Source organism: Vibrio sp. YT-16, assembly GCF_033337405.1.
GTDB classification, from domain to species: Bacteria; Pseudomonadota; Gammaproteobacteria; order Enterobacterales; family Vibrionaceae; genus Vibrio; species Vibrio alginolyticus.
Genome location: NZ_JAWOQQ010000024.1, coordinates 17,795 through 38,647 on the forward strand (window position 1 = coordinate 17,795; position 20,853 = coordinate 38,647).

At 46.1% G+C, this 20,853-nt stretch carries 17 protein-coding genes; 3 read left to right on the forward strand and 14 right to left on the reverse strand.

Annotated elements, in window-relative coordinates:
- Positions 1-118: 118 nt before the first annotated feature.
- The 6 genes from R7F07_RS23115 to R7F07_RS23140 form a co-directional block, all read right to left on the reverse strand.
- A complete protein-coding gene (locus R7F07_RS23115; protein ID WP_005381426.1) occupies positions 119-910 on the reverse strand; it encodes a DUF1338 domain-containing protein in 792 nt (263 codons plus the stop codon).
- A gap of 248 nt (positions 911-1,158) precedes the next feature.
- On the reverse strand, positions 1,159-2,616 hold the full coding sequence (gene astD / locus R7F07_RS23120) for a succinylglutamate-semialdehyde dehydrogenase (RefSeq protein ID WP_171343386.1): 1,458 nt from the start codon (positions 2,614-2,616) through the stop codon (positions 1,159-1,161).
- Positions 2,617-2,644: 28 nt separating this feature from the next.
- On the reverse strand, positions 2,645-3,664 hold the full coding sequence (gene astA, locus R7F07_RS23125) for an arginine N-succinyltransferase (RefSeq protein WP_005381422.1): 1,020 nt from the start codon (positions 3,662-3,664) through the stop codon (positions 2,645-2,647).
- Positions 3,665-3,773: 109 nt separating this feature from the next.
- Positions 3,774-4,985 (reverse strand): aspartate aminotransferase family protein, encoded by a 1,212-nt coding sequence (locus R7F07_RS23130; RefSeq protein ID WP_171343385.1) that lies wholly within the window; start codon positions 4,983-4,985, stop codon positions 3,774-3,776.
- A gap of 361 nt (positions 4,986-5,346) precedes the next feature.
- Positions 5,347-5,934 (reverse strand): aminodeoxychorismate/anthranilate synthase component II, encoded by a 588-nt coding sequence (locus R7F07_RS23135; protein ID WP_031780782.1) that lies wholly within the window; start codon positions 5,932-5,934, stop codon positions 5,347-5,349.
- Between the two features lie 189 nt (positions 5,935-6,123).
- On the reverse strand, positions 6,124-9,078 hold the full coding sequence (locus R7F07_RS23140) for an ExeM/NucH family extracellular endonuclease (protein ID WP_171343384.1): 2,955 nt from the start codon (positions 9,076-9,078) through the stop codon (positions 6,124-6,126).
- Positions 9,079-9,622: 544 nt separating this feature from the next.
- Here R7F07_RS23140 and R7F07_RS23145 point away from each other — a divergent pair.
- Positions 9,623-9,997 carry a hypothetical protein gene (locus R7F07_RS23145; RefSeq protein WP_005381401.1) on the forward strand — a complete coding sequence of 125 codons (375 nt, stop codon included), beginning with the start codon at positions 9,623-9,625 and terminating at the stop codon, positions 9,995-9,997.
- A gap of 57 nt (positions 9,998-10,054) precedes the next feature.
- Here the strand turns inward: R7F07_RS23145 and trpS are convergent, their stop codons facing one another.
- The 5 genes from trpS to nsrR form a co-directional block, all read right to left on the reverse strand.
- Complete coding sequence (trpS, locus tag R7F07_RS23150) at positions 10,055-11,071, reverse strand: tryptophan--tRNA ligase (RefSeq protein WP_005381398.1); 1,017 nt, start codon at positions 11,069-11,071, stop codon at positions 10,055-10,057.
- Between the two features lie 116 nt (positions 11,072-11,187).
- Positions 11,188-11,874 (reverse strand): phosphoglycolate phosphatase, encoded by a 687-nt coding sequence (locus tag R7F07_RS23155; RefSeq protein ID WP_017633734.1) that lies wholly within the window; start codon positions 11,872-11,874, stop codon positions 11,188-11,190.
- 122 nt (positions 11,875-11,996) lie between these two features.
- The gene (gene rlmB, locus R7F07_RS23160; RefSeq protein WP_005381395.1) at positions 11,997-12,740 is read right to left on the reverse strand and encodes a 23S rRNA (guanosine(2251)-2'-O)-methyltransferase RlmB; all 744 of its coding nucleotides are present in this window, start codon (positions 12,738-12,740) and stop codon (positions 11,997-11,999) included.
- Between the two features lie 70 nt (positions 12,741-12,810).
- The gene (gene rnr, locus R7F07_RS23165; protein ID WP_017821742.1) at positions 12,811-15,318 is read right to left on the reverse strand and encodes a ribonuclease R; all 2,508 of its coding nucleotides are present in this window, start codon (positions 15,316-15,318) and stop codon (positions 12,811-12,813) included.
- 115 nt (positions 15,319-15,433) lie between these two features.
- A complete protein-coding gene (gene nsrR, locus R7F07_RS23170) occupies positions 15,434-15,859 on the reverse strand; it encodes a nitric oxide-sensing transcriptional repressor NsrR (protein WP_005381392.1) in 426 nt (141 codons plus the stop codon).
- A 157-nt stretch (positions 15,860-16,016) separates the two neighbouring features.
- Between nsrR and hmpA the strand changes: the two genes are divergently transcribed.
- Positions 16,017-17,201: an NO-inducible flavohemoprotein gene (gene hmpA / locus R7F07_RS23175; RefSeq protein WP_054730009.1), complete on the forward strand. Its 1,185-nt coding sequence runs from the start codon at positions 16,017-16,019 to the stop codon at positions 17,199-17,201.
- Between the two features lie 80 nt (positions 17,202-17,281).
- On the opposite strand, the gene motX is transcribed toward hmpA, so the two are convergent.
- Positions 17,282-17,917, reverse strand: a complete 636-nt coding sequence (gene motX, locus R7F07_RS23180; protein ID WP_005381388.1) for a flagellar protein MotX — start codon at positions 17,915-17,917, stop codon at positions 17,282-17,284.
- A gap of 216 nt (positions 17,918-18,133) precedes the next feature.
- Positions 18,134-19,450 (reverse strand): adenylosuccinate synthase, encoded by a 1,317-nt coding sequence (locus tag R7F07_RS23185; RefSeq protein ID WP_005381385.1) that lies wholly within the window; start codon positions 19,448-19,450, stop codon positions 18,134-18,136.
- A gap of 172 nt (positions 19,451-19,622) precedes the next feature.
- On the opposite strand from R7F07_RS23185, the gene R7F07_RS23190 reads away from it, so the two are divergent.
- Positions 19,623-19,808, forward strand: a complete 186-nt coding sequence (locus tag R7F07_RS23190; RefSeq protein WP_005381383.1) for a DUF2065 domain-containing protein — start codon at positions 19,623-19,625, stop codon at positions 19,806-19,808.
- 63 nt (positions 19,809-19,871) lie between these two features.
- On the opposite strand, the gene hflC is transcribed toward R7F07_RS23190, so the two are convergent.
- Positions 19,872-20,852: a protease modulator HflC gene (gene hflC / locus R7F07_RS23195; RefSeq protein ID WP_005381382.1), complete on the reverse strand. Its 981-nt coding sequence runs from the start codon at positions 20,850-20,852 to the stop codon at positions 19,872-19,874.
- Position 20,853 lies beyond the last annotated feature (1 nt).

A 20,853-nucleotide genomic window follows, 5' to 3' on the forward strand; every position in this document is an offset into this window, starting at 1 on the left:
CGAACAAAATTATAAAAGCCACCAATGGCAACATTGGTGGCTTTTTATTTGCTCATGACCAAATGAGATAGGGTGCAGCGAACACTAATGAGTAAGCTTAACAGGTTAACCCTAAAACTTAGCCATTCGTACTTTCAAAGATTTTGTCAGCTGAAGCGGCCACGAAACCTGGGTACAAATCACCATTTTCCATCGGATAGCGCTTAGCAAATTCATAAAACCCGCCAGGGATAATTTCAGTGCCTTCGCTAAAACGAACCGCTACTTTATCTGCCATGGTCGATGACTGCTCTAGCAACACCTCAGGAGTGCCCTTCACTTCACCACCATTTTCATTAATGGTAAACCCAGCGGTACGCAGATGATCGTTTACCTGCTTCACTTCTTCATATTCATTGAGCTGGTTAACGCTCACCGTGAAGTGGTTTGCTCCGTAACCATGCGCCGCAAGCCAAGATGCGTACTCACTTTCTTTAGCCAACGTTTGGTAATCAGCAAAGCTTAAATCCCACAAGCGTCCACCATGTAAGAATGCGCTATCGTTCAGCTTGTCAGCATCGACTTGTGCCACCAAATTTTTCACAATCTCTTGTAGCTCAGACGAGCACTCTTCAACTTTTAGCTCACTAATAAAGACTTTAGGTTGCTTCGGATCTGGGTGCTCATAGTGCTTAGCAACCAGCTTTTTGCTTTCGAAAACGTAATCACCACACGCCTTGTAACCAATAGCTACAAATGGCTTAGCTAGAGTTTCAATACCAAGAGGCGCGATATTGAAGGTACGTAAAGCTATATGATCATTAATCAGAGGCTCATCTTCTTGAAGCAGCTGATGCACTTTAGCAGCCGAAGGGCAAAGACGTTGAATGTAATCTTGCCATAGCGATTCAAATAACACATCGGGCGTCATAACGACTCCTTGTTACGAGATGTAGAGTTTAAAGGTAAGCGGAAGTTGGCTGCTCGTTCACAACAAAAGTTGTCCAGAATAATGAACGAGCAACCATCAACCTGTGACGGTAAATGCCAGTCAGTCAACACGCTTTTCCGAGTCTTTGCTCACTTTTCGTGTTCTGCCAACGATCACTACAACCCATACCTAAATGATGCGCCGGCAAGGTGAGCCGCAATGCATAGTTGCGACTCTATTATTAAAACTTATAGCGCTACACCTGGACTCAATGTTGCAGGCAAGACAGTCTCTTGACCTTCCATTGATGCCATTGGGTACGCACAGTAATCTGCTGCGTAGTAAGCGCTTGGGCGCAAGTTACCCGACGCTCCCGGACCACCAAATGGCGCATCACCACTTGCACCAGTGAGCTGGCGGTTACGGTTCACGATACCTGCACGAATGTGGTCAACGAAGTATTCCCATTCTTGGTCGTCGGTTGAGACCAAACCAGCAGATAAGCCAAAGCGCGTATCGTTTGCTAGCGCCACGGCTTTGCCTAACCCTTCGTAACGCACCACTTGCAGAAGTGGGCCGAAGTATTCTTCATCTGGTAACTCAGCAATGTTCGTTACATCAATGATGCCAGGAGAAACAAACGCCGCCTCTCCTGCTTTCGCTTCAATCAAGCTTTCACCGCCAAGAGACTGTAGATTAGCTTGTGCATCAAGAATAAACTTGGCTGCCGCGACCGAAATTTGCGGTCCCATAAATGGCGCAGGTTCTGCAAATGGTTGGTCTACGCGAATATTGCGTGTCGCTTCGACGAGCTTAGTGATAAGCGCATCGCCTTTTTCACCCAATGGCACATACAAACGACGAGCACACGTACAACGCTGCCCAGCACTGATAAACGCTGACTGGATGATGGTGTAAACCGTGGCATCCAAATCACCATATTTATCAGAGATCACCATCGGGTTATTACCACCCATTTCTAGTGCGAGCATCTTGCCCGGTTGACCAGCAAATTGACGGTGTAATACATGCCCCGTATTCGCGCTACCCGTAAACAGTACGCCATCAATGCCTTTAGCGTCAGCGAGGGCGATACCAGTTTCTTTCGCGCCTTGAACAAGGTTAATCACGCCTTTCGGCAGACCGGCTTCTTCCCATAGCTTCATTGCCAATTCACCCGTCCATGGCGTTTGCTCAGACGGTTTGAAGACTACCGTGTTACCAGCCAGTAGCGCTGGCACAATGTGACCATTTGGTAGGTGGCCTGGGAAGTTGTAAGGACCAAACACCGCCATCACGCCCAATGGGCGGTGGCGCAATACGATTTGGTTGCCTGCTGCTTCACGGCTCGCCTCACCAGTACGGTCATGATAAGCGCGAATCGAAATGGCAATTTTACCTGCCATGGCTGCTGCTTCAGTGCGCGTTTCCCAAATTGGCTTACCGGTTTCTTTGGCAATGACTTCGGCGATTTTTTCGCTGTTCTCTTTTACTTTCTCCGCAAAAGCCAACACGATTGCCTCACGCTCTGAAAATGGGCGCTTTTTCCAGTCAATAAACGCTTCACGCGCTGCAGATACCGCCTGGTTCACCTGCTCTGCCGTTGCACCTTTGCCTTGCCAGATCACTTCTTGGTTGTACGGCGACAGAGACGTAAATGCTTCACCCTGACCTTGTACCCATTCACCTGCAATCCAATGTGTCATTGTTTCTATCCTTAAATTCTGTCGTCTGTTACTGCGGAAGAAGGCGAACGAAATCCCCTTCTTCAACCGAAAGTGCATCCGCAACGTCTGGTGCGATCATTACGCTCTGTGTCTCTGCGTCATACGCCGCCTTAGTGACTGTCGCACGGAAGTTCTCGAAAGATGAATTACACATCAAGAAGTCTTGTGTGCTGGAATGTTCAGAGATTTTGACTTGCGCGCGGAATGAATGACGTACCGACTCAATATTACGCAGATCACACTCAACCGTTGGGCCACCATCGAAGATGTCGACGTAGCCTCGGTTGGTAAAACCTTCACGCTCAAGCAGCTTCAGCGCAGGACGCGTGTTGTCATGTACTTGACCAATCACGGCTTGCGCTTCTGGGCTGAGCAGATTGATGTAAATAGGCAGTTTCGGCATCAAGTCGGCGATAAAGCCTTTCTTGCCGATACCTGTCAGGTAATCTGCAAGCGTGAAATCGATAGAGAAGAAATGCTCTTGAAGCCATTGCCAGAATGGTGAATTACCCTCGTCGTCTGAAACGCCACGCATCTCCGCAAAGATCGTTTCAGAGAAGCGCTCTGGGTGCTCTGCCATCATTAGGAAACGACACTTCGACATTAGACGACCATTCAGACCTTGGCGGAATTTCTCACGCAAGAACAAGGTACAAATTTCGCTGTTACCAGTGTAGTTATTACCAAAAGTAAGCAGTTTAACGACGTTGTTAACGCCAAGCTTTGGCGACGAGTGCACAACTTTACTAATGTGATATGAGTAAAATGGGACATCCCAGCCGATAGATGCTTCGATTCCGGTGGTACCCGCAACCTCACCCGTTTCAGAGTCAAAGCCAACCATCAGGTAGCCTTCATCGCCTGGTTCTGCCACATCTGGCTTACCAAAGCTGTACTCTGAATGTTTGATTCGATTGGTTAACAGTTCTTCGTTAACCGGTAGAGATGTAAATCCGTGACCAGACTCCACCGCACAAGTGTGCAGTGCGTCGTAATCCGACATCGCGATAGGGCGAACTACTAGCATCAATACTCCCTCCAGATGCAAGAAGATCCTAACTATATTGTAGGAACAATTCCCCCATCAGAGATCCTTGACGGGGGTGTCTGCGTTGACGTTTAAACTGATATCGCGCTTAAACTAAAGTCGCGATCGCTTTATCCAGTTTCGCCAAGCCTTCTTCAATTTCTTGTTGTGTGATAACGAGTGATGGTGTGAAACGTACGACATTGGCACCCGCAACCAATACCATGAGACCTTGTTTACCTGCAGCAACCAGCACGTCACGCGCACGGCCTTGCCATTCTTCATTTAGTGCAGCGCCAAGTAATAGGCCTTGACCGCGCACTTCTGAGAAGATGTTGTACTTCGCGTTGATCTTCTCTAGACCTTCACGGAACATTGCTTCGCGTTCTAGTACACCAGCCAAAACCTCTGACTTAGTGACTTCATTTACAACCGCTTCTGCAACCGCACACGCTAGTGGGTTACCGCCATATGTAGAACCGTGAGTGCCCACTTTCATGTGCTCTGCCAATTTTGCTGTCGTTAGCATTGCACCGATTGGGAAACCGCCACCAAGTGATTTCGCAGTACTTAGAATATCTGGCGTGATACCTAAACCTTGGTAAGCGTAGAAGTTACCTGTTCGGCCATTACCAGTTTGCACTTCATCGAAGATCAGTAAGGCGTTGTGTTTGTCACACAGCTCGCGAACCGCTTGAGCGAACTCAGGCGTTGGTGGCACGATGCCGCCTTCACCTTGTAGTGGCTCCATCATGACCGCACAAGTACGATCAGACATGTGTGCTTGTAAAGCTTCGATATCGTTGTAAGGAAGGTGTGTCACGTCGCCTGGCTTAGGACCGAAGCCGTCAGAGTATGCCGCTTGGCCACCAACCGTTACGGTAAAGAATGTACGACCGTGGAAACCTTGTTTGAATGCAATGATTTCAGATTTCTCAGTGCCATGAACGTCTGCTGCATAACGACGTGCCAGCTTCAAAGCGGCTTCGTTTGCTTCTGCGCCAGAGTTAGCAAAGAACACACGCTCAGCAAAACTCACTTCTGTTAGCTTTTTCGCCAGACGAAGGGCTGGTTCGTTCGTCATAACGTTACTTAAGTGCCAAAGCTTGTTAGCTTGCTCTGTTAGTGCGTTTACCATTACTGGATGACAATGGCCAAGACAGCTCACTGCAATACCACCAGCAAAGTCGATGTATTCATTACCTTCCTGATCCCAAACACGTGAACCTTCACCTTTAACAGGGATCATTTCCATCGGGTTATAGCAAGGTACCATTACCTCATCGAATAAACCGCGCTCTACTTTAATTTCCGTTGTCATTGCACATTCCTTCTTGATACCGCATGCGTAGCAGATAAGCGAATTTAACCGGCTCTCTTTGCCAGCAAATAATGTTTTGCATTTAAGCTATTGCGGCATTGTATTTACATTTAATTAACCATTTCAATAGTGATTTATTCTTTTCGTTCTCGAAAGCAACTTCCATTAATCACTGCTTATGACTATTTATGCATCAAGAAAGTAAAATAGAGAAGTGATTTTTTATAAATGTTATGTAATACAGGGGATAGAAGGTTTAAAAAGACATGAATAGACAAAGAGACTCGAGAGAATCGCATAGTTTTGCAATCCGCTCACCTCAGCAAAAAGATGAATGATTTGTTAAGAAAAGTGATCGCGATCAGATCGCTTTGCGTGCTAAAAAGTTCGCAAGCAACTCGTGACCTTGCTCAGTTTTGATTGATTCTGGGTGGAACTGCACCGCATCAATTGGCAAGGCTTTATGTTGGTAACCCATTATTTCATCCATGCTTCCGTCCGGCAGTTCTGTCCATGCAGTCAGTTCAAACACGTCGGGTAAAGTACCGTTTTTCACCACAAGAGAGTGATAACGGGTTACCGTGAGTGGGTTATTCAGATTTTTAAACACACTACGACCGTTATGACGAATCGGTGAGGTCTTACCGTGCATCACTTGTCGTGCACGTACCACTTCACCCCCAAACACTTGCGCTATCGCTTGATGGCCAAGGCAAACACCCAATATTGGAAGCTTACCAGCGAAGTGTTCTATCGCTTTCAGTGAAATACCTGCTTCGTTCGGCGTACATGGCCCTGGCGAGATCACCAAATGAGTTGGGTTGAGCGCCTCAATGCCTTGGATATCGATTTCATCGTTACGCACCACCTTTACGTCTGCACCAAGCTCGCAGAAGTATTGGTAAAGGTTGTAGGTAAAAGAGTCGTAGTTATCGATGATCAACAACATAAAGGGTCGGTTGCTCCAATCCGTTTTGGCAATGCTTACGTAGTGAATCGCCACGTTCGTGACAATCAAGGGCGGTATTTTGCTATACCAAGCAAGAAAGGCAAGTTTTTGCTGAATAAAAAGGCCAGCATAGGCTGGCCTTTGGTCTTTACAGCTATTTAGGAAAGGTTTATCAGGAAATAAATTCGCTTAGCGGCGACGGCGGAATAAGCCGAGACCTAGCAGCGCAAATAGCGCGCCAAAACCAAACGAACCACCATCTGAATCCTTCGACCCTTCTGTTCCAGTTTCAGTTTGCGTCATTGAAACATCACGAACAGAGCTAAACTTCACGATATTACCTGTCGAGTCAGTCACTTTCTCTTCTAACTGATAATTACCTTGCTCTGGCGTTTGTTCAAACTCAATATTCACGCTACGCGCATCAATATCAGCTTGAACTAAGGTTTGGCTAGCCGAGTAAGCTTTCGTATCGCTGCTTGCCGCAGCCGCTTGTGTGGATGGCGTTAAGTTCACCGTAACAATATCACCTACAACCGCCGTTGGTGGTAAACGGACATCGACGGCTAAGTTGTCACCTGCTTTCGGTAAATCGATGTCATCATCTGGTAAATCAATCGCGATGATCACTGGATCGTGATCAGAGGCAGAGAACGCATCTTTGTACTTCGGCATATCACCGGTGTACTTGCTGCTGTATTCGAACAAGTTACTCTCTAGTGAGTTGATGTGCCAATCTTCAATTGCTACCACTTTTTGCGCTAGGTTACTGCTTGCCAATGCGTGGTCCAAATTACCCAGCTCGCCCGAATAGGTGTAAGAAAACGTATCAGTGCCGTGCAGCAACGTGTTTAAATTGTGCAGACCGTAACCTTTTTCAATTTTGGTCTTCTCTACTTGAAGTTCACCATCACCAATGGTTGTGTAAGCAGCAGTATAAATGTCACGGCCGTATTTCTCTTTCGAGTAATCAGTCAGTGTCAGAAGTGGGTCTTCCATGCCATAAGCATTGAGATCGCCCATGAGCAATACATCGCCTTTCACCTCTTTCAACGCTTCACCCACTGCGTGCGCAGCAGAAACGCGGAAGTTGTTACAGTTGCCTTGCAGATCCGCTGGCTCAGAATCTTCTACACCAGCAATCCACTCTTCAATACACTCAGAGCCTTTCGACTTAAAGTGGTTTACGACAATAGACAAATCTTCACCCGTCTCTTTCACCGTAAAGGTCTGAAGTAGACTGTGTCGTTGGTACTTATCGTAAGCAGGGTTACTTTCTGTGCCCTCTTTACGAGTAATTGTGTTTTCTGCAATGTGCTGCTCTGGCGTGATGATCACTTTTGCAGCGTCTTTTGGCGTTACTGCGTTAGCACGATATAAAATCGCCACCATGATCGCATCACTGCCAAAGTATTCGTCTTGGTATTTGTCTTGCTCTTCGATTTCGACATACGTGTAATGATCTTCAGCGTCATCAATCTCAGCATTTAGGGCATCAACTAAGTTTTGGATAGCACTGCCATCACCAAAGCCATTGTTCTCGACTTCCATCAAACCAATAACGTCTGCGTCCATCTTGTTCATCGCCGCAACGATTTTCGCTTGCTGGATCAGGAATTCGTCTAGATTAGTCGCACCACGGTTTTGTCCGGTTGGGTTTTCATGACCACTGTCAGCCACGGAGTTGAAGTAGTTCAGTACGTTGAAGCTTGCAATACGCAAATCTGAGTCCGCAATCGCTGGGGCATCTTTACGAGCCACGTCGAAGCCTTCACCTGAAGTCACGAAGTTGGTGTTATTGACTTCATTTGTCGCAATCAGGCGGTATTCGTTGTAGCTGTAAGCCACGACACCCTGTAGACCTTCTACTCGAGAACCAAGGCGAATGTGCTGCTCTGAAGAGCCATCTTGATCTGCATCTTTAGCAAAATCTGGGTAGTATGGGACTTGGCCGTTTGGTGCTTTGCCATCTGATTCTAGGTATACGCGGTTCGCTGCGTTGTCTTTTGCTAGCTCAACGGCTGCATCGCTCTCTGCCGCGTGTAATTGAGTCGGCTTTAACAATGGCGCTTCATGAGAGAGCATCATATTGTTACGACGTGAATCGTAGTCGTAAGAGAAGTTTCGAGTTACAAACAAGTCACTTGCCGAGGTCAACTCAACTTGCATGCCTTCATGACGCTCTAGCGCATCACGTAGTGTCTCACCTTCTTTGATAACAAGATCGGTAACTCGAGGGGTTTCAGAGGTGCCTGTTTTCACATAGCTGTTAGCATCAGAAGCTAGCTGAGTATTGCTGTAGTACTCTTGAACTTTACCTTTCACACAAACAACGTCACCAGCTTTTAGCTCCGTGTCTGCCGCATCGGTATGAATGAACAAACCTTCTGAGGTCTTGTCGTTGTTATCACTTTCTAGTGCTTGTAGGTAGAAACCTTTGGTTAGGCCAGTGGTAACAGCAGTCACGACACCAGTTACGAAATGATCTTCGTCAGTAATGTATGGGTAACCATCAATGAATGGAGACGTATCGCCTTCACCTTGAATATCTTGGATGGTAGTGAAGTTAGGTTGCTGACCGTCTACTTCACAAGCGAATGGTGCTGGTGGCTCAGTCGCATTTAGCTCACCAAGGCCGTCAATGTTGTCTTTCTCAAATGCCGTCCACTGAGATGCATCATAAGTAGCAGAAGGGGTTAGTGCATCACTGTTACGAACTAATGTGGTGTCTTTACCAAAATCTACGTCACCCATCACACCGATGATGTCGTGTACTTCACCATCTTTAAGCAGTGCGATCGGGTCATCACCGTTAAAGTTCGCGACGCTTTTATCTGTAATATCCGCGATAGCTTTGATGGTATCGCTCGCGTCACCATGCGCCAGTACATACACTTGGTTAGCTTGTAGCATCACTTGGCTAAGGTCGAATGTGCTACCCCAAGTACCACCACCGTTTGATGATTTCGCCAACTCGTAGCCAGTGAGTGTCACCGCAGTATCACCCGTATTAGCGATCTCTACCGCTTTATTATAAGCGCCGCCTTCTACGTATTGGGAAATAATAATCTCTGCGTTCGCGTTTGCACTAAGTGCACTGGCGATGGTTAATGCGAGTATTGAGGGTTTGATTAACGTGTCCATTGTCATACCTGATATTTATGTAAATGCAAACTTAGCTCTGGTTAGAGCCTGCCATTTGCGTCTAATATCAGGTTTATTTATGAAATAAATAAGAATGAGTAATTAAAGCCGTGAAATGAATCACATGTGAATATAAGAAAATATGCCAGAGCATCCCATTCAAACATTTTTTGTAATAAATACAGAGCGCTATTGATAAACAAATCAGAATTTAGATTGATTACTCAGTTTACTTTTTCAATTCATGTTAAGGAGTAGAAAATACATCACTTGTTGAGTTGCTTATTAACCCAACCGTTCCTGTTACAAATAAAAAATATAATTAGTCACTAATTTAGAATGCTTTAATTTTCACTTGTATCACTGTTCAAGCCCAAGAATCTATTACTCGCTTCGTTCTCTCTTATACAGGCCTCTCATACTTCAAAGTTTTCATGATTTATTCAATAACTTTTCATTACTCACTAGCCAAAAACATACACAAAAGATATAACACCTGCGCGAGACAATAAGATCTCATTAGCTGTAAACCCAGGAACGACAAATGAAAAAAATTCAACGCAGTGTGCTAGCTCTCTCCCTACTTGGCTTGATAGCGGGGTGTCAGTTGACCGCCAGTGAGCCACTTCAACCTACGGCGAATCAAGACATCATCGAATCAGCCAAAAATGAACTGGATGGTATTGAAGAGCTAGAAGTCAGTGACGAGGGTGTTATTACCTTTACTCAGCGTCTAAGAACGCCAGGAACCTACTGGATTCCAGCGAGAATTAAAGAACTCAGCTACGATATATCATGCGTACAGCTTAGTTACTTCATTGATAGAGGCATGGTTGTGAAGTCTGCCTTTCTAGGGGCTCGAGGACGTGTTGAATATTACGACATGGAACGCTGTATGAAAGACACACCATTTCAGTAATACAGGCATAAAAAAAGCTCCACCAAAGTGGAGCTTTTTCGTATTCGTTCTTAGCAACTATGGGCGAGCTACAAAACCTACTGCTTCGTATGCTTTCTTAAGCGTTTCAGCCGCTCGTGCCGAGGCTTTCTCAGCGCCTTGCTGCATTACCTCGTCCATGTAAGCACGATCAGCGCGAATACGGTGATATTCTGCTTGAATTGGCTCAAGCATTGCTACAACTGCCTCACCAACATCTTTCTTAAATGGGCCATACATTTCTACGCCTTGGTACTTCGCTTCAATCTCTTCGAAGCTCATGCCTGTCGCCGCAGAGTACAGACCCATTAGGTTAGCAATGCCCGCCTTGTTCTCGATATCATGACGGATACTTGGTGGCGTTTCGGTATCGGTTTGCGCTTTGTTGATCTTCTTAAGGATCGACTTAGGCTCTTCCAGCAGCGTGATAACGTTCTTACGGTTGTCATCAGATTTAGACATCTTCTTCGTTGCGTCTTGAAGGCTCATTACACGCGCATTTACTGTCGGAATGTAAGGCTCTGGAACTTGGAAGATTGGCTGCTCTGGCGAGTAAATATTGTTGAAACGCGTTGCGATATCGCGCGCTAATTCTAGATGTTGCTTCTGGTCACTGCCTACAGGTACTTGGTGTGCACCGTAAAGCAAAATGTCAGCCGCCATCAACACCGGGTAGTCAAATAGGCCGACGTTTACGTCATTCGCGTAACGTGCCGATTTGTCTTTAAACTGAGTCATACGGCTCAGCTCACCCATTTGAGTGTAGCAGTTAAGAAGCCAACCTAATTGAGCATGCTCTGGTACATGTGACTGAACAAATAGCGTGCTCTTCTTCGGGTCAACACCAACTGCCAGACAAATTGCCAGTGCGTCTAGAGTTGCTTCATGCAGCGCTTTAGGGTCCTGACGAACCGTAATCGCGTGAAGGTCTACCACACAATATTGGCAATCATAATCGTCTTGCATCTGCTGCCATTGACGTAGAGCACCCAAGTAGTTACCGATACTTAGTTCACCTGAAGGTTGAACACCACTCAATACAATGGGTTTGCTCATTAGAATGATTCCTTTGACTTCTTAATCTAATTAAATGAAAAAAACCGTGCAGTAATAGGTGCACGGTTTACTCAGTGTACTCATTAACGAGTATTTTGGAAGCTCTTTTGTAGCCGTTATGCAGAAACCGCTACAACGTCCAATAATTCTGCCAAACTGTCAGCGACGAAATCTGGATTTGATGCTGAAATAGGTTCACCGTGGTTGTAACCATATGTCAGACCAAATGAGGCACAGCCTGCATTCTTTGCTGCGAGAATATCGTTTTTCGAGTCGCCAACCATCAGCATTTCACTTGGTTGGGTTTGGTGCTTTTCCATCAACCAGTTCAATGCTACTGGGTTTGGTTTTTTCTCTGGGAATGCATCACCGCCAAGGACATCAACGAAGTATTTTGCGATGTCGTGCTTTTCCAAAACGTCAGGCACAAACTTTGAAGGTTTGTTGGTCACCAACGCCATAACAAAGCCCGCTTTGTGCAGCTCTGCTAGTGTCTCTTTTACCGTTGGGTAAAGATGACTTAGCTTGTGACCGCTTTGCTCGTAGTAATCATCAAACAATACACGCGCTTTAGCACGAAGCTCTTCACTCAGCTCCGGGTTGATGGTCAGGCTTTGGCTTAATGAGCGACCAATAAGCACGTCTGCACCGTTACCCACGTAATCACGAACTTGTTCTTCTGAAACCGATGGAAAGCCAAGCGCCTGTACTGCTTGGTCTGCCGCGACAGCTAGATCTGGCACGCTATCAAGCAAAGTACCATCTAGATCGAAGGCGATGAATTTAATGTCTTGTTGAGTCATAACTTCCCTGAGGATTTTTATTTATAAATCGGTGAAAACGACAAAGGATGGCACCCCATCCTTTGTTTTTATCATTATGTCTAACTTTGCAGTAACTGTTTGTTTATTAACTTATTTAGCACTTACTTTGCAGCAATACGCTGACGAACTGCCTCAAACAAACAGATGCCGGATGCCACAGATACGTTCAAGCTTGAAACGCTACCAGCCATTGGGATCTTAATCAAATCGTCGCAGGTTTCACGAGTCAGACGACGCATACCGTCACCTTCTGCCCCCATTACGATAGCAAGGGGTCCAGTCAGTTTGGCTTGGTAGATGTCGTGCGTTGCTTCACCCGCAGTACCAACAAACCAGATGCCTTTCTCTTGCAATGTACGCATAGTACGAGCCAAGTTCGTTACTCGGATCAATGGTACGACTTCAGCTGCACCACAAGCGACTTTACTTACCGTCGCATTCATTGGCGCAGAACGATCTTTCGGTACGATGATCGCCGCAGCACCTGCCGCATCTGCGTTACGTAAACACGCACCAAGATTGTGTGGATCGGTCACTCCGTCTAACACTAATAGCAGTGGTGATTCGTGCTGCGCCAGGATGTCATCTATATCGTTCTCATTCAGCTGCTTCGCTGGTTTCACACGAGCGATGATGCCTTGGTGATTTGCACCGCGCGCTTTGTCATCCAAAGTTTTACGTGTCATCTGCTGAATAGAAACACCACAAACCTGAAGATCATTTAGGATTGGCATTAGGCGATCATCTTGACGACCTTTTAAAACGTACGCCTCGATAAAACGCTCTGGTTCGCGCTCCAATACCGCCTTCACTGCGTGAATGCCGTAGATAAATTCGTTACTCATTGTTTAACCTGTTGTTCTGGTCGTATTGCCTGCGCCAACCAAGTTTGAACTAAGTTGGCGCTTCAACCTACTACTGCGCTTCTTTTTTAGTGCGCTTGGTTTTCTTCGGCTTACTGTGCGGCTTCTTTTTACGTGCTTTTTTCACTTTAGGCTTCTCGTTGCCTTCGGCGTCACCACGTTTTGGGCCATTACGCTTACTCGTTGCGCCCGTTTCTTCTGGGCGTTTAGTTGGCTCTATCGCAGGAACTGCACGAGCCGCGCCACCTTCCTTCGATGAAGAGCGAGTCGCAGCGCGTTTTTTATCTTTCGCTTTGCGCTTTGCTTCCGCTGCGCGTTTCTTCGCAGTCTTACCTTCGCCGCGTAGCTTACGACTTGTTTCGACCAATTCAAAGTCAATTTGCTTATCATCGAGGTTAACAGCCAGTACTTTTACTTTTACTGCATCACCTAAGCGGTAGATGTTACCGAAACTTTCACCAATAAGTCGTTGACCAATCGGGTCAAATTGATAGTAGTCGTTCGCAAGGGTAGAAATATGTACCAAACCATCGATGTGCAAATCCGTTAAACGTACAAAGAAGCCAAAGCTAGTGACATTAGCAATAACACCGTCTAGTTCGTCACCGACGTGGTCTTGCATATATTCACACTTCAGCCAATCCGCAACATCACGTGTTGCATCATCAGCACGGCGCTCTGTCATCGAACATTGTTCGCCGTAAAAATCCATGTCGTCAAACGAGTAATGATAGCCACCTGTTGGTGTCCAGCGATCTTGATTACGACCTTCTTCTTTAGCAATCAGATACTTGATTGCACGGTGAAGTAACAAGTCAGGGTAACGACGAATTGGCGACGTAAAGTGCGCATAGCGTTTCAATGCCAACCCAAAGTGCCCCGCGTTATCTGCGTTGTATACCGCTTGCTTCATTGAGCGTAGCAGCATGGTCTGAATCAACTCTTGATCTTGACGCCCGGAGATTTGACGTGCGAGATCAGCATAGTCCGTTGGTGAAGGCTCTAAACCACCTTTTAGCTCAAGACCAAGTTCACTTAAGAAGTCACGGAAACCTTGCAGGCGTAATTCACCTGGAGATTCGTGGATACGATAAAGCGCGGGCTCTTTCGCTTTTTCTACCAGCGATGCCGAAGCAATGTTGGCTAAAATCATACATTCTTCGATGATCTTATGCGCGTCATTACGAATTACTGGCTCAATGCTTTCGATTTTACGTTCCGCATTGAAAATAAATTTGGTTTCAACGGTTTCAAATTCGATTGCACCGCGTTGATCTCGTGCTTCTTTCAGCACTTTGTACATCTTGTGCAACTCTTCTAGATGAGAAACAAGCGGCTGGTAGCGCTCACGTAGTTCTTCATCCCCTTCTAGAATCGCGCTCACTTTGCTATATGTGAGACGAGCGTGCGAGTTCATCACCGCCTCGTAATGCTTGTAACCAGACAGCTTACCTGTATCGGAAATGGTCATTTCGCACACCATACACAAGCGATCTACTTGCGGGTTAAGCGAACATAGACCGTTCGACAGTACTTCTGGCAACATTGGCACAACTTGCGAAGGGAAATATACTGAGTTACCACGATTGATCGCTTCTTTATCCAACGCAGAGTCAGGACGAACGTAGTAACTGACGTCAGCAATCGCTACCCATAAACGCCAACCACCTTCTTTGTTCTTTTCACAGTAAACGGCATCATCAAAGTCTCGTGCGTCTTCGCCGTCAATAGTCACTAGTGGCAAATCACGTAGATCCACACGACCAACTTTCGCTTCTTCTGGTACTTCTTCGCCTAAGTTTTCGATTTGTTTATCGACGGCTTCTGGCCATTCGTGAGGGATTTGGTGTGTACGAATCGCAATTTGTGTTTCCATACCTGGTGCCATGTTTTCACCAAGGACTTCAACCACTTTACCCATCATGCCGCGTGAGCGTGAGCCACGATCAGTAATTTCAATTACGACTACGTTACCCATGCGTGCACCCGCTTTGTGCTCATTTGGGATCAGGATATCTTGGCTGATACGCGAGTCATCTGGGACAACGTAGGAGTATCCATATTCAAGGAAGAAACGACCGACGATTTGATCATTACGCTCCTCTAGCACACGCACCAAACGTCCTTCACGGCGGCCGCGCTTGCTGTTGTCTGTAGGTTGCACTAAGACAAAATCACCGTGGATGATGTTCTTCATCTGATGGTGCGGTAACAGAATATCATCATCCTTGCCGACGCTGCCTTCTGGACGTACCCAACCATGGCCATCACGATGACCAATCACGTAACCTTTCACCATTTCAAGTTTTTCAGGCAATGCATAGCACTGACGGCGGGTAAACACCAGTTGGCCATCTCGCTCCATCGCACGTAGCCGACGACGCAACCCTTCGTATTGCTCTTCGCCCTCAAGCTTTAGTGCCTCAAACAAGTCGTTACGATTCATTGGAACGCCCGCTTGCTCTAGAAACTCGATGATAAACTCTCGGCTTGGAATTGGATTTTCGTAATTTTTGGATTCACGATCTGCAAAAGGATCGTTTGGAATATTGTCTGACATAGGCACGCCTATCTAGCAAGGAAGGTATATGGCTAGTATATCTGAGTCTCTCGATAAGCTACAGAATTGCTTTGAAAAAAGAATGATCGAGATCGACTCTAGGCATGCAAATGAGTTAAGGACGAGCCAGCAAGATCAAAAGTTCAGAATTGTCACTGAGCAAGGATTCAATCGTGCAATCATCCAACTCCGCCAGGAAGGCACTTTTTGCTTTCGCCAATTTATCTTTGAGGCGGCAAGCAGGGGTAATATGGCAAAAATCCACACCACAGTTGACTAAATCTAACGGCTCTAAATCGCGCACAACACCACCGACTGTGATTTCAGACGCTGGCTTCATCAGCCGGATACCACCGTTTTTTCCGCGCACGGTATGGACATAACCCAACTGCCCTAACCGATTGATAACTTTAACCATATGGTTGCGCGACACACCAAATAAATCCGTCACTTCGGTAATGCTGGTTAACTCATCTTCCGGCAACGAAGCCAAGAAAATTAAGGTTCTCAACGCATAATCAGTGAAACTAGTTAACTGCATATTCTCTCCCAAAGTGCGACTCAATAACCCGCTGGTGGTGCTAAAACCCCAAACTTGAGCTATCGATAAAAGTGTAAATCTTTTCTTGATCGAAAGATACATTTGAGATACAACTTTAAACATGCATTATAAATACAACTTAAAGTAGGAAGCCCTTATGCTCAGCAATCAAACTATCGAGATCGTCAAAGCGACCGCACCACTCATCGCCGAAACAGGACCAAAACTGACCGCGCACTTTTACGAGCGTATGTTTACTCATAACCCTGAGTTGAAAGATATTTTTAACATGAGTAACCAGCGTAACGGCGATCAGCGTGAAGCATTATTCAACGCTATCTGTGCCTATGCTGCCAATATTGAAAATTTGCCAGCTCTGCTTGGCGCAGTAGAGAAAATTGCGCATAAGCACACGAGCTTTTTGATCACAGAAGATCAGTACCAAATCGTTGGTAAGCATTTACTTGCGACAATCGATGAGCTTTTTAATCCAGGTCAAGAGGTGTTGGATGCTTGGGCTGAGGCTTACGGCGTACTTGCGAATGTATTTATTCAGCGCGAAGAACAAATTTACCAACAAAATGAAGCTTCGGAAGGCGGCTGGCGCGGTCTACGCGAATTTGAATTAGTCGATAAAAAGATTGAGAGCAAACACATTTGCAGCTTTGTGTTCAAGCCAACCGATGGCCAAAAAGTGGCGCCGTATAAACCGGGACAATACCTTGGCATCTACATCAACAGTGACCAGTTAGAAAACCAAGAAATTCGCCAATATAGCCTGTCTTCTGCGGTCCAAGAGAACACCTACCGTATCTCAGTAAAACGTGAAGAAGGCGGAAAAGTGTCGAACTACCTGCACGATAGCCTGAACATTGGCGAAAAAGTGCAGCTTGCAGCCCCTGCCGGTGATTTCTTTATGGATGCCGAACCACAAACACCCGTTGTTCTAATTTCTGCTGGTGTGGGACTTACTCCAACGCTGTCAATGCTAGAAAGTCTCTCAGCACATCAAGCACCTGTAACTTGGGTTCATGCAACCGAAAATGGCCAACAGCATGCTTTCAAGCAACACGTAAACCAACTCGTTGCAGAAAAAGAAAATATGAACGCGCTCGTTTGGTATAACCAACCAACGGCAGAAGACAAGCTAGGCGAAGACTTCCACTTCACGGGCTTTGTCAATCTGTATGAAATTGAAGCTGCATTAAAGCAATATAACGTGCAGGTATACTTCTGTGGTCCTGTAGGATTTATGCAGCACGTAGCGAAACAGCTATTAGAACTTGGCGTACCAGAAGAGCAATTCCATTACGAATGCTTCGGTCCACACAAAGTGGTTTAAGCGCTACCAACTATCGGGAAAACAACAAAGCCCACGTGACGTGGGCTTTGTTGTATGAAGTTGTTTGCAATATTGAAGCGTTACCAAAAGGTGTCTCGCCGTTTAGCTCGAGCAATAACGTTTTGTGGCATGCGCTGTTCAAGGCCGTTTCTCAATACAGTTATGCGCTTATGCTGCCGCTTATCTGCTGTGACAGAGTTATATAACCAACGATACGCATCTTCGTAATCGAGTGGACTGCCATAATCACGTAAAAGCAACTCGGCCAGATGAATACGCGCGTTTAGGTTTCCCATTGACGCAGCTTCTCGCAAATATGGAATTGCACGTTCTTTATCTTGCTGTACTAAAGTGCCACGCGAATAGTATCGGCCAATCTGCTCTAGTGCAGCTGGTAACCCCTGATGCGCTGCATTTTCGATGTAGTAAAGACCCAGTTCGACATCTTGCTCGACACACACCCCCCAAGCCAACATATCTCCGTACAGAAATTCATAAGCGGGTAAGTTAATTCGAGTCGCACGAGCTACGATATCCTCCACCAGCTGGCAGTTATCAGCGCGCACACGTTGTAAGTGCTTATTTTGCTCAATAAGCTTTATCAGCTCTGCTTCGGTATAGATCGGAACTGGTGCCCCCACATCAGCAACATTGGCTTTCACTGTGGTAGCAACCAAGGTCAACAACAGTGAAGCAGCCACTGTTCGTAACTTCATAAACGTACCCTTAAGGTATCTAAGAAACCAAAGATCGGTGAAGGATCTCCTCTGCTTGATAACCTTATCGGCAAAAAACAGCTAAGCTTTAGACAATTTTTGCCTCTGATTTAGGCTCAGCGGCAAAAGCTTGCCATATGAGAGTCACGCTGTTTTTGTTCAGATACAAAAAAGCCGACCAGAAGGTCGGCTTTTGCAATCTTTAACGGCTATCAATTAAGCTTCGAATGGGTGAACTTTGATGATAGTTTCGTTACGGTCAGGACCTGTAGAGATGATGTCTACTGGAACGCCAGTTAGCTCTTCAATACGCTTGATGTAGTCAAGAGCGGCTTGTGGTAGAGCATCTAGTGACTTAGCACCAAATGTGTTCTCAGACCAACCAGGCATTGTTTCGTAGATTGGCGTTGCTTTTTCGAATGCTTCAGCAGCCATCGGAGAAACTTCTAGCACAGAGCCATCTTCCATCTTGTAACCAGTACAGATTTTTAGCTCTTCTAGACCATCTAGTACGTCTAGTTTAGTTAGACAGAAACCAGATACAGAGTTGATTTGGATTGCACGACGCATAGCAACAGCATCGAACCAACCTGTACGACGTAGACGACCAGTTGTCGCACCGAACTCGTGGCCAACTTCACCTAAGTGCTTACCAATTGGATCTTGCTTATCTAAACCGTCGTATAGTTCAGTCGGGAATGGACCAGCACCAACGCGAGTACAGTACGCTTTCGCGATACCCAAGATGTAACCGATGTGACGAGGACCAAAACCAGAACCTGCAGCAACACCACCAGCAGTCGTGTTAGAAGACGTTACGTACGGGTAAGTACCGTGGTCGATATCAAGTAGTGTACCTTGTGCACCTTCGAACATGATCTTGTCGCCGCGCTTACGTGCTGCGTCTAGTTCGTCAGTTACGTCGATAACCATTGACGTTAGTAGTTCAGCGTAGCCTTTAGCTTGCTCAAGTACTTCTTCGTAGCTTACTGGCTCCGCTTTGTAGAAGTTAACTAGTTGGAAGTTATGGAACTCCATGACTTCTTTTAGCTTCTCTGCGAAAGTCGCCATATCGAATAGGTCGCCAACGCGTAGACCACGACGAGCAACTTTATCTTCGTATGCTGGACCGATACCACGACCAGTAGTACCGATAGCTTTTTTACCGCGAGCGATTTCGCGAGCTTGGTCCATTGCAACGTGGTAAGGAAGAATTAGCGGACATGCTTCAGAAATGAAAAGACGCTCGCGTACTGGAATACCGCGCTCTTCAAGAGGCTTCATTTCTTTAAGTAGAGCTTCAGGTGATAGTACAACACCGTTACCGATAACACATTTTACGTTATCGCGAAGGATACCTGATGGAATTAAGTGAAGAACGGTTTTTTCACCGTCAATTACGAGAGTGTGACCTGCGTTGTGACCGCCTTGGTAGCGTACCACGTATTTTGCATCTTCAGTTAAAAGGTCTACGATTTTACCTTTACCTTCGTCACCCCATTGGGTGCCTAGAACGACTACGTTATTTCCCATCTTTCCAAGTCTGATTGCTAGTTAAAAATGGATTCTAGCACCGAATCACGCTTCTTGCAGTCATTTTTTGTTCACAGAGTTGCTACCAGAATGTCATCTTGCCGCTTTGTTCATTTTGAAATCAGCATATCACTGATAGTATTTAGCTTTCTCTATTCGACTGGAAAGCGCTATGTCTGAATCCATATGGTTGGCGATTGGGCTCGTCTTGATCGTGGAAGGCATTGGGCCACTGATTGCTCCTAACGGTTGGCGGAATATGGTGGCTCAATTAAGTGAACAACCCAACAATCAGCTACGACGCATCGGTGGCTGCCTAGTAGTTGCTGGAGCCGTCATCGCCATCATGATGAGCTAGCACTTAGCATCAGATACAAAAAAGGCTCCCTAAGGAGCCTTTTATTTCAATGAGACGCGGAGATTATTTCTCCATGCTGCCCTTCGACTGGTTCATGTATTGGAAGAACTCACTCTTCGGATCAAGCACCAGAATATCGCTCTTAGAGCTGAAGGACTTCTCATACGCACGTAGCGAGCGTAGGAAGCTAAAGAACTCAGGGTCTTTGTTGTACGCTTCAGCATAAATCTTCGCAGCCTCAGCATCCGCTTCACCTCGTGTCACACGCGCAGTTTTATCAGCTTCAGCTAGAATAGTTGCTACTTCTAGTTCTGCTTGAGCACGAATAACTTCCGCCTTTTCACGACCTTGAGAACGGTGCTTACGAGCAACAGACTCACGCTCCGCACGCATACGACGGTAGATAGACTCACTGATTTCATCAGGCAGGTTGATTTTCTTCATTCGGAAATCAACGACACGAACCCCCAAGTCTTTCATTGCGCTTTCACGCGTGTCTTTCAATACTTCAGACATGATTAGGTCGCGTTCACCATCAATCTCAAGCGCTTCACGAGCCGCTTCAGTTGCGACAACATCAGCACTTGCGTCTTCTGGTAGCACATCATCGTTACGTGGACCAGATACGATCTGTTTGATTTCACGAGCACCGATTTCAGAACGAAGCACGTCCGTCACTTTACGCTCAAGTAGTGCCTCTGCCGTTAGCGAGTTACCACCGCCTGTCGCGAGGTAGTAGCGACCAAAATCTTCAATACGCCACTTCACGTAGGTATCAATGATAACGTCTTTTTTCTCGGACGTTACGAAACGGTCGGCACGACCATCCATTGTTTGGATACGTGCATCAAGTTGTTTAACACGGTCAAACAAAGGCATCTTGAAATGCAGACCAGGCTCGTAAATTCGAGTGATGTCGTTATTGTCTTTCAAGACACGACCAAATCGAACCACGATACCGCGCTCACCTTCAGGAATCACAAACAAAGACATCAACATTAATGCCAGTGCGATTACCAGTACAGGGATCATTAACTTACGCATT

What these genes read in the sequence shown, in the direction of transcription:
- R7F07_RS23190 (WP_005381383.1), top strand. Translation starts at nt 19,623, where the DNA reads ATGTCTGAATCCATATGGTTGGCGATTGGGCTCGTCTTGATCGTGGAA.
- nsrR (WP_005381392.1), bottom strand. Translation starts at nt 15,859, where the DNA reads ATGCAGTTAACTAGTTTCACTGATTATGCGTTGAGAACCTTAATTTTC.
- R7F07_RS23130 (WP_171343385.1), bottom strand. Translation starts at nt 4,985, where the DNA reads ATGACAACGGAAATTAAAGTAGAGCGCGGTTTATTCGATGAGGTAATG.
- R7F07_RS23135 (WP_031780782.1), bottom strand. Translation starts at nt 5,934, where the DNA reads ATGTTGTTGATCATCGATAACTACGACTCTTTTACCTACAACCTTTAC.
- R7F07_RS23140 (WP_171343384.1), bottom strand. Translation starts at nt 9,078, where the DNA reads ATGGACACGTTAATCAAACCCTCAATACTCGCATTAACCATCGCCAGT.
- R7F07_RS23185 (WP_005381385.1), bottom strand. Translation starts at nt 19,450, where the DNA reads ATGGGAAATAACGTAGTCGTTCTAGGCACCCAATGGGGTGACGAAGGT.
- R7F07_RS23155 (WP_017633734.1), bottom strand. Translation starts at nt 11,874, where the DNA reads ATGACTCAACAAGACATTAAATTCATCGCCTTCGATCTAGATGGTACT.
- rlmB (WP_005381395.1), bottom strand. Translation starts at nt 12,740, where the DNA reads ATGAGTAACGAATTTATCTACGGCATTCACGCAGTGAAGGCGGTATTG.
- hmpA (WP_054730009.1), top strand. Translation starts at nt 16,017, where the DNA reads ATGCTCAGCAATCAAACTATCGAGATCGTCAAAGCGACCGCACCACTC.
- astD (WP_171343386.1), bottom strand. Translation starts at nt 2,616, where the DNA reads ATGACACATTGGATTGCAGGTGAATGGGTACAAGGTCAGGGTGAAGCA.
- motX (WP_005381388.1), bottom strand. Translation starts at nt 17,917, where the DNA reads ATGAAGTTACGAACAGTGGCTGCTTCACTGTTGTTGACCTTGGTTGCT.
- R7F07_RS23145 (WP_005381401.1), top strand. Translation starts at nt 9,623, where the DNA reads ATGAAAAAAATTCAACGCAGTGTGCTAGCTCTCTCCCTACTTGGCTTG.
- trpS (WP_005381398.1), bottom strand. Translation starts at nt 11,071, where the DNA reads ATGAGCAAACCCATTGTATTGAGTGGTGTTCAACCTTCAGGTGAACTA.
- astA (WP_005381422.1), bottom strand. Translation starts at nt 3,664, where the DNA reads ATGCTAGTAGTTCGCCCTATCGCGATGTCGGATTACGACGCACTGCAC.
- hflC (WP_005381382.1), bottom strand. Translation starts at nt 20,852, where the DNA reads ATGCGTAAGTTAATGATCCCTGTACTGGTAATCGCACTGGCATTAATG.
- R7F07_RS23115 (WP_005381426.1), bottom strand. Translation starts at nt 910, where the DNA reads ATGACGCCCGATGTGTTATTTGAATCGCTATGGCAAGATTACATTCAA.
- rnr (WP_017821742.1), bottom strand. Translation starts at nt 15,318, where the DNA reads ATGTCAGACAATATTCCAAACGATCCTTTTGCAGATCGTGAATCCAAA.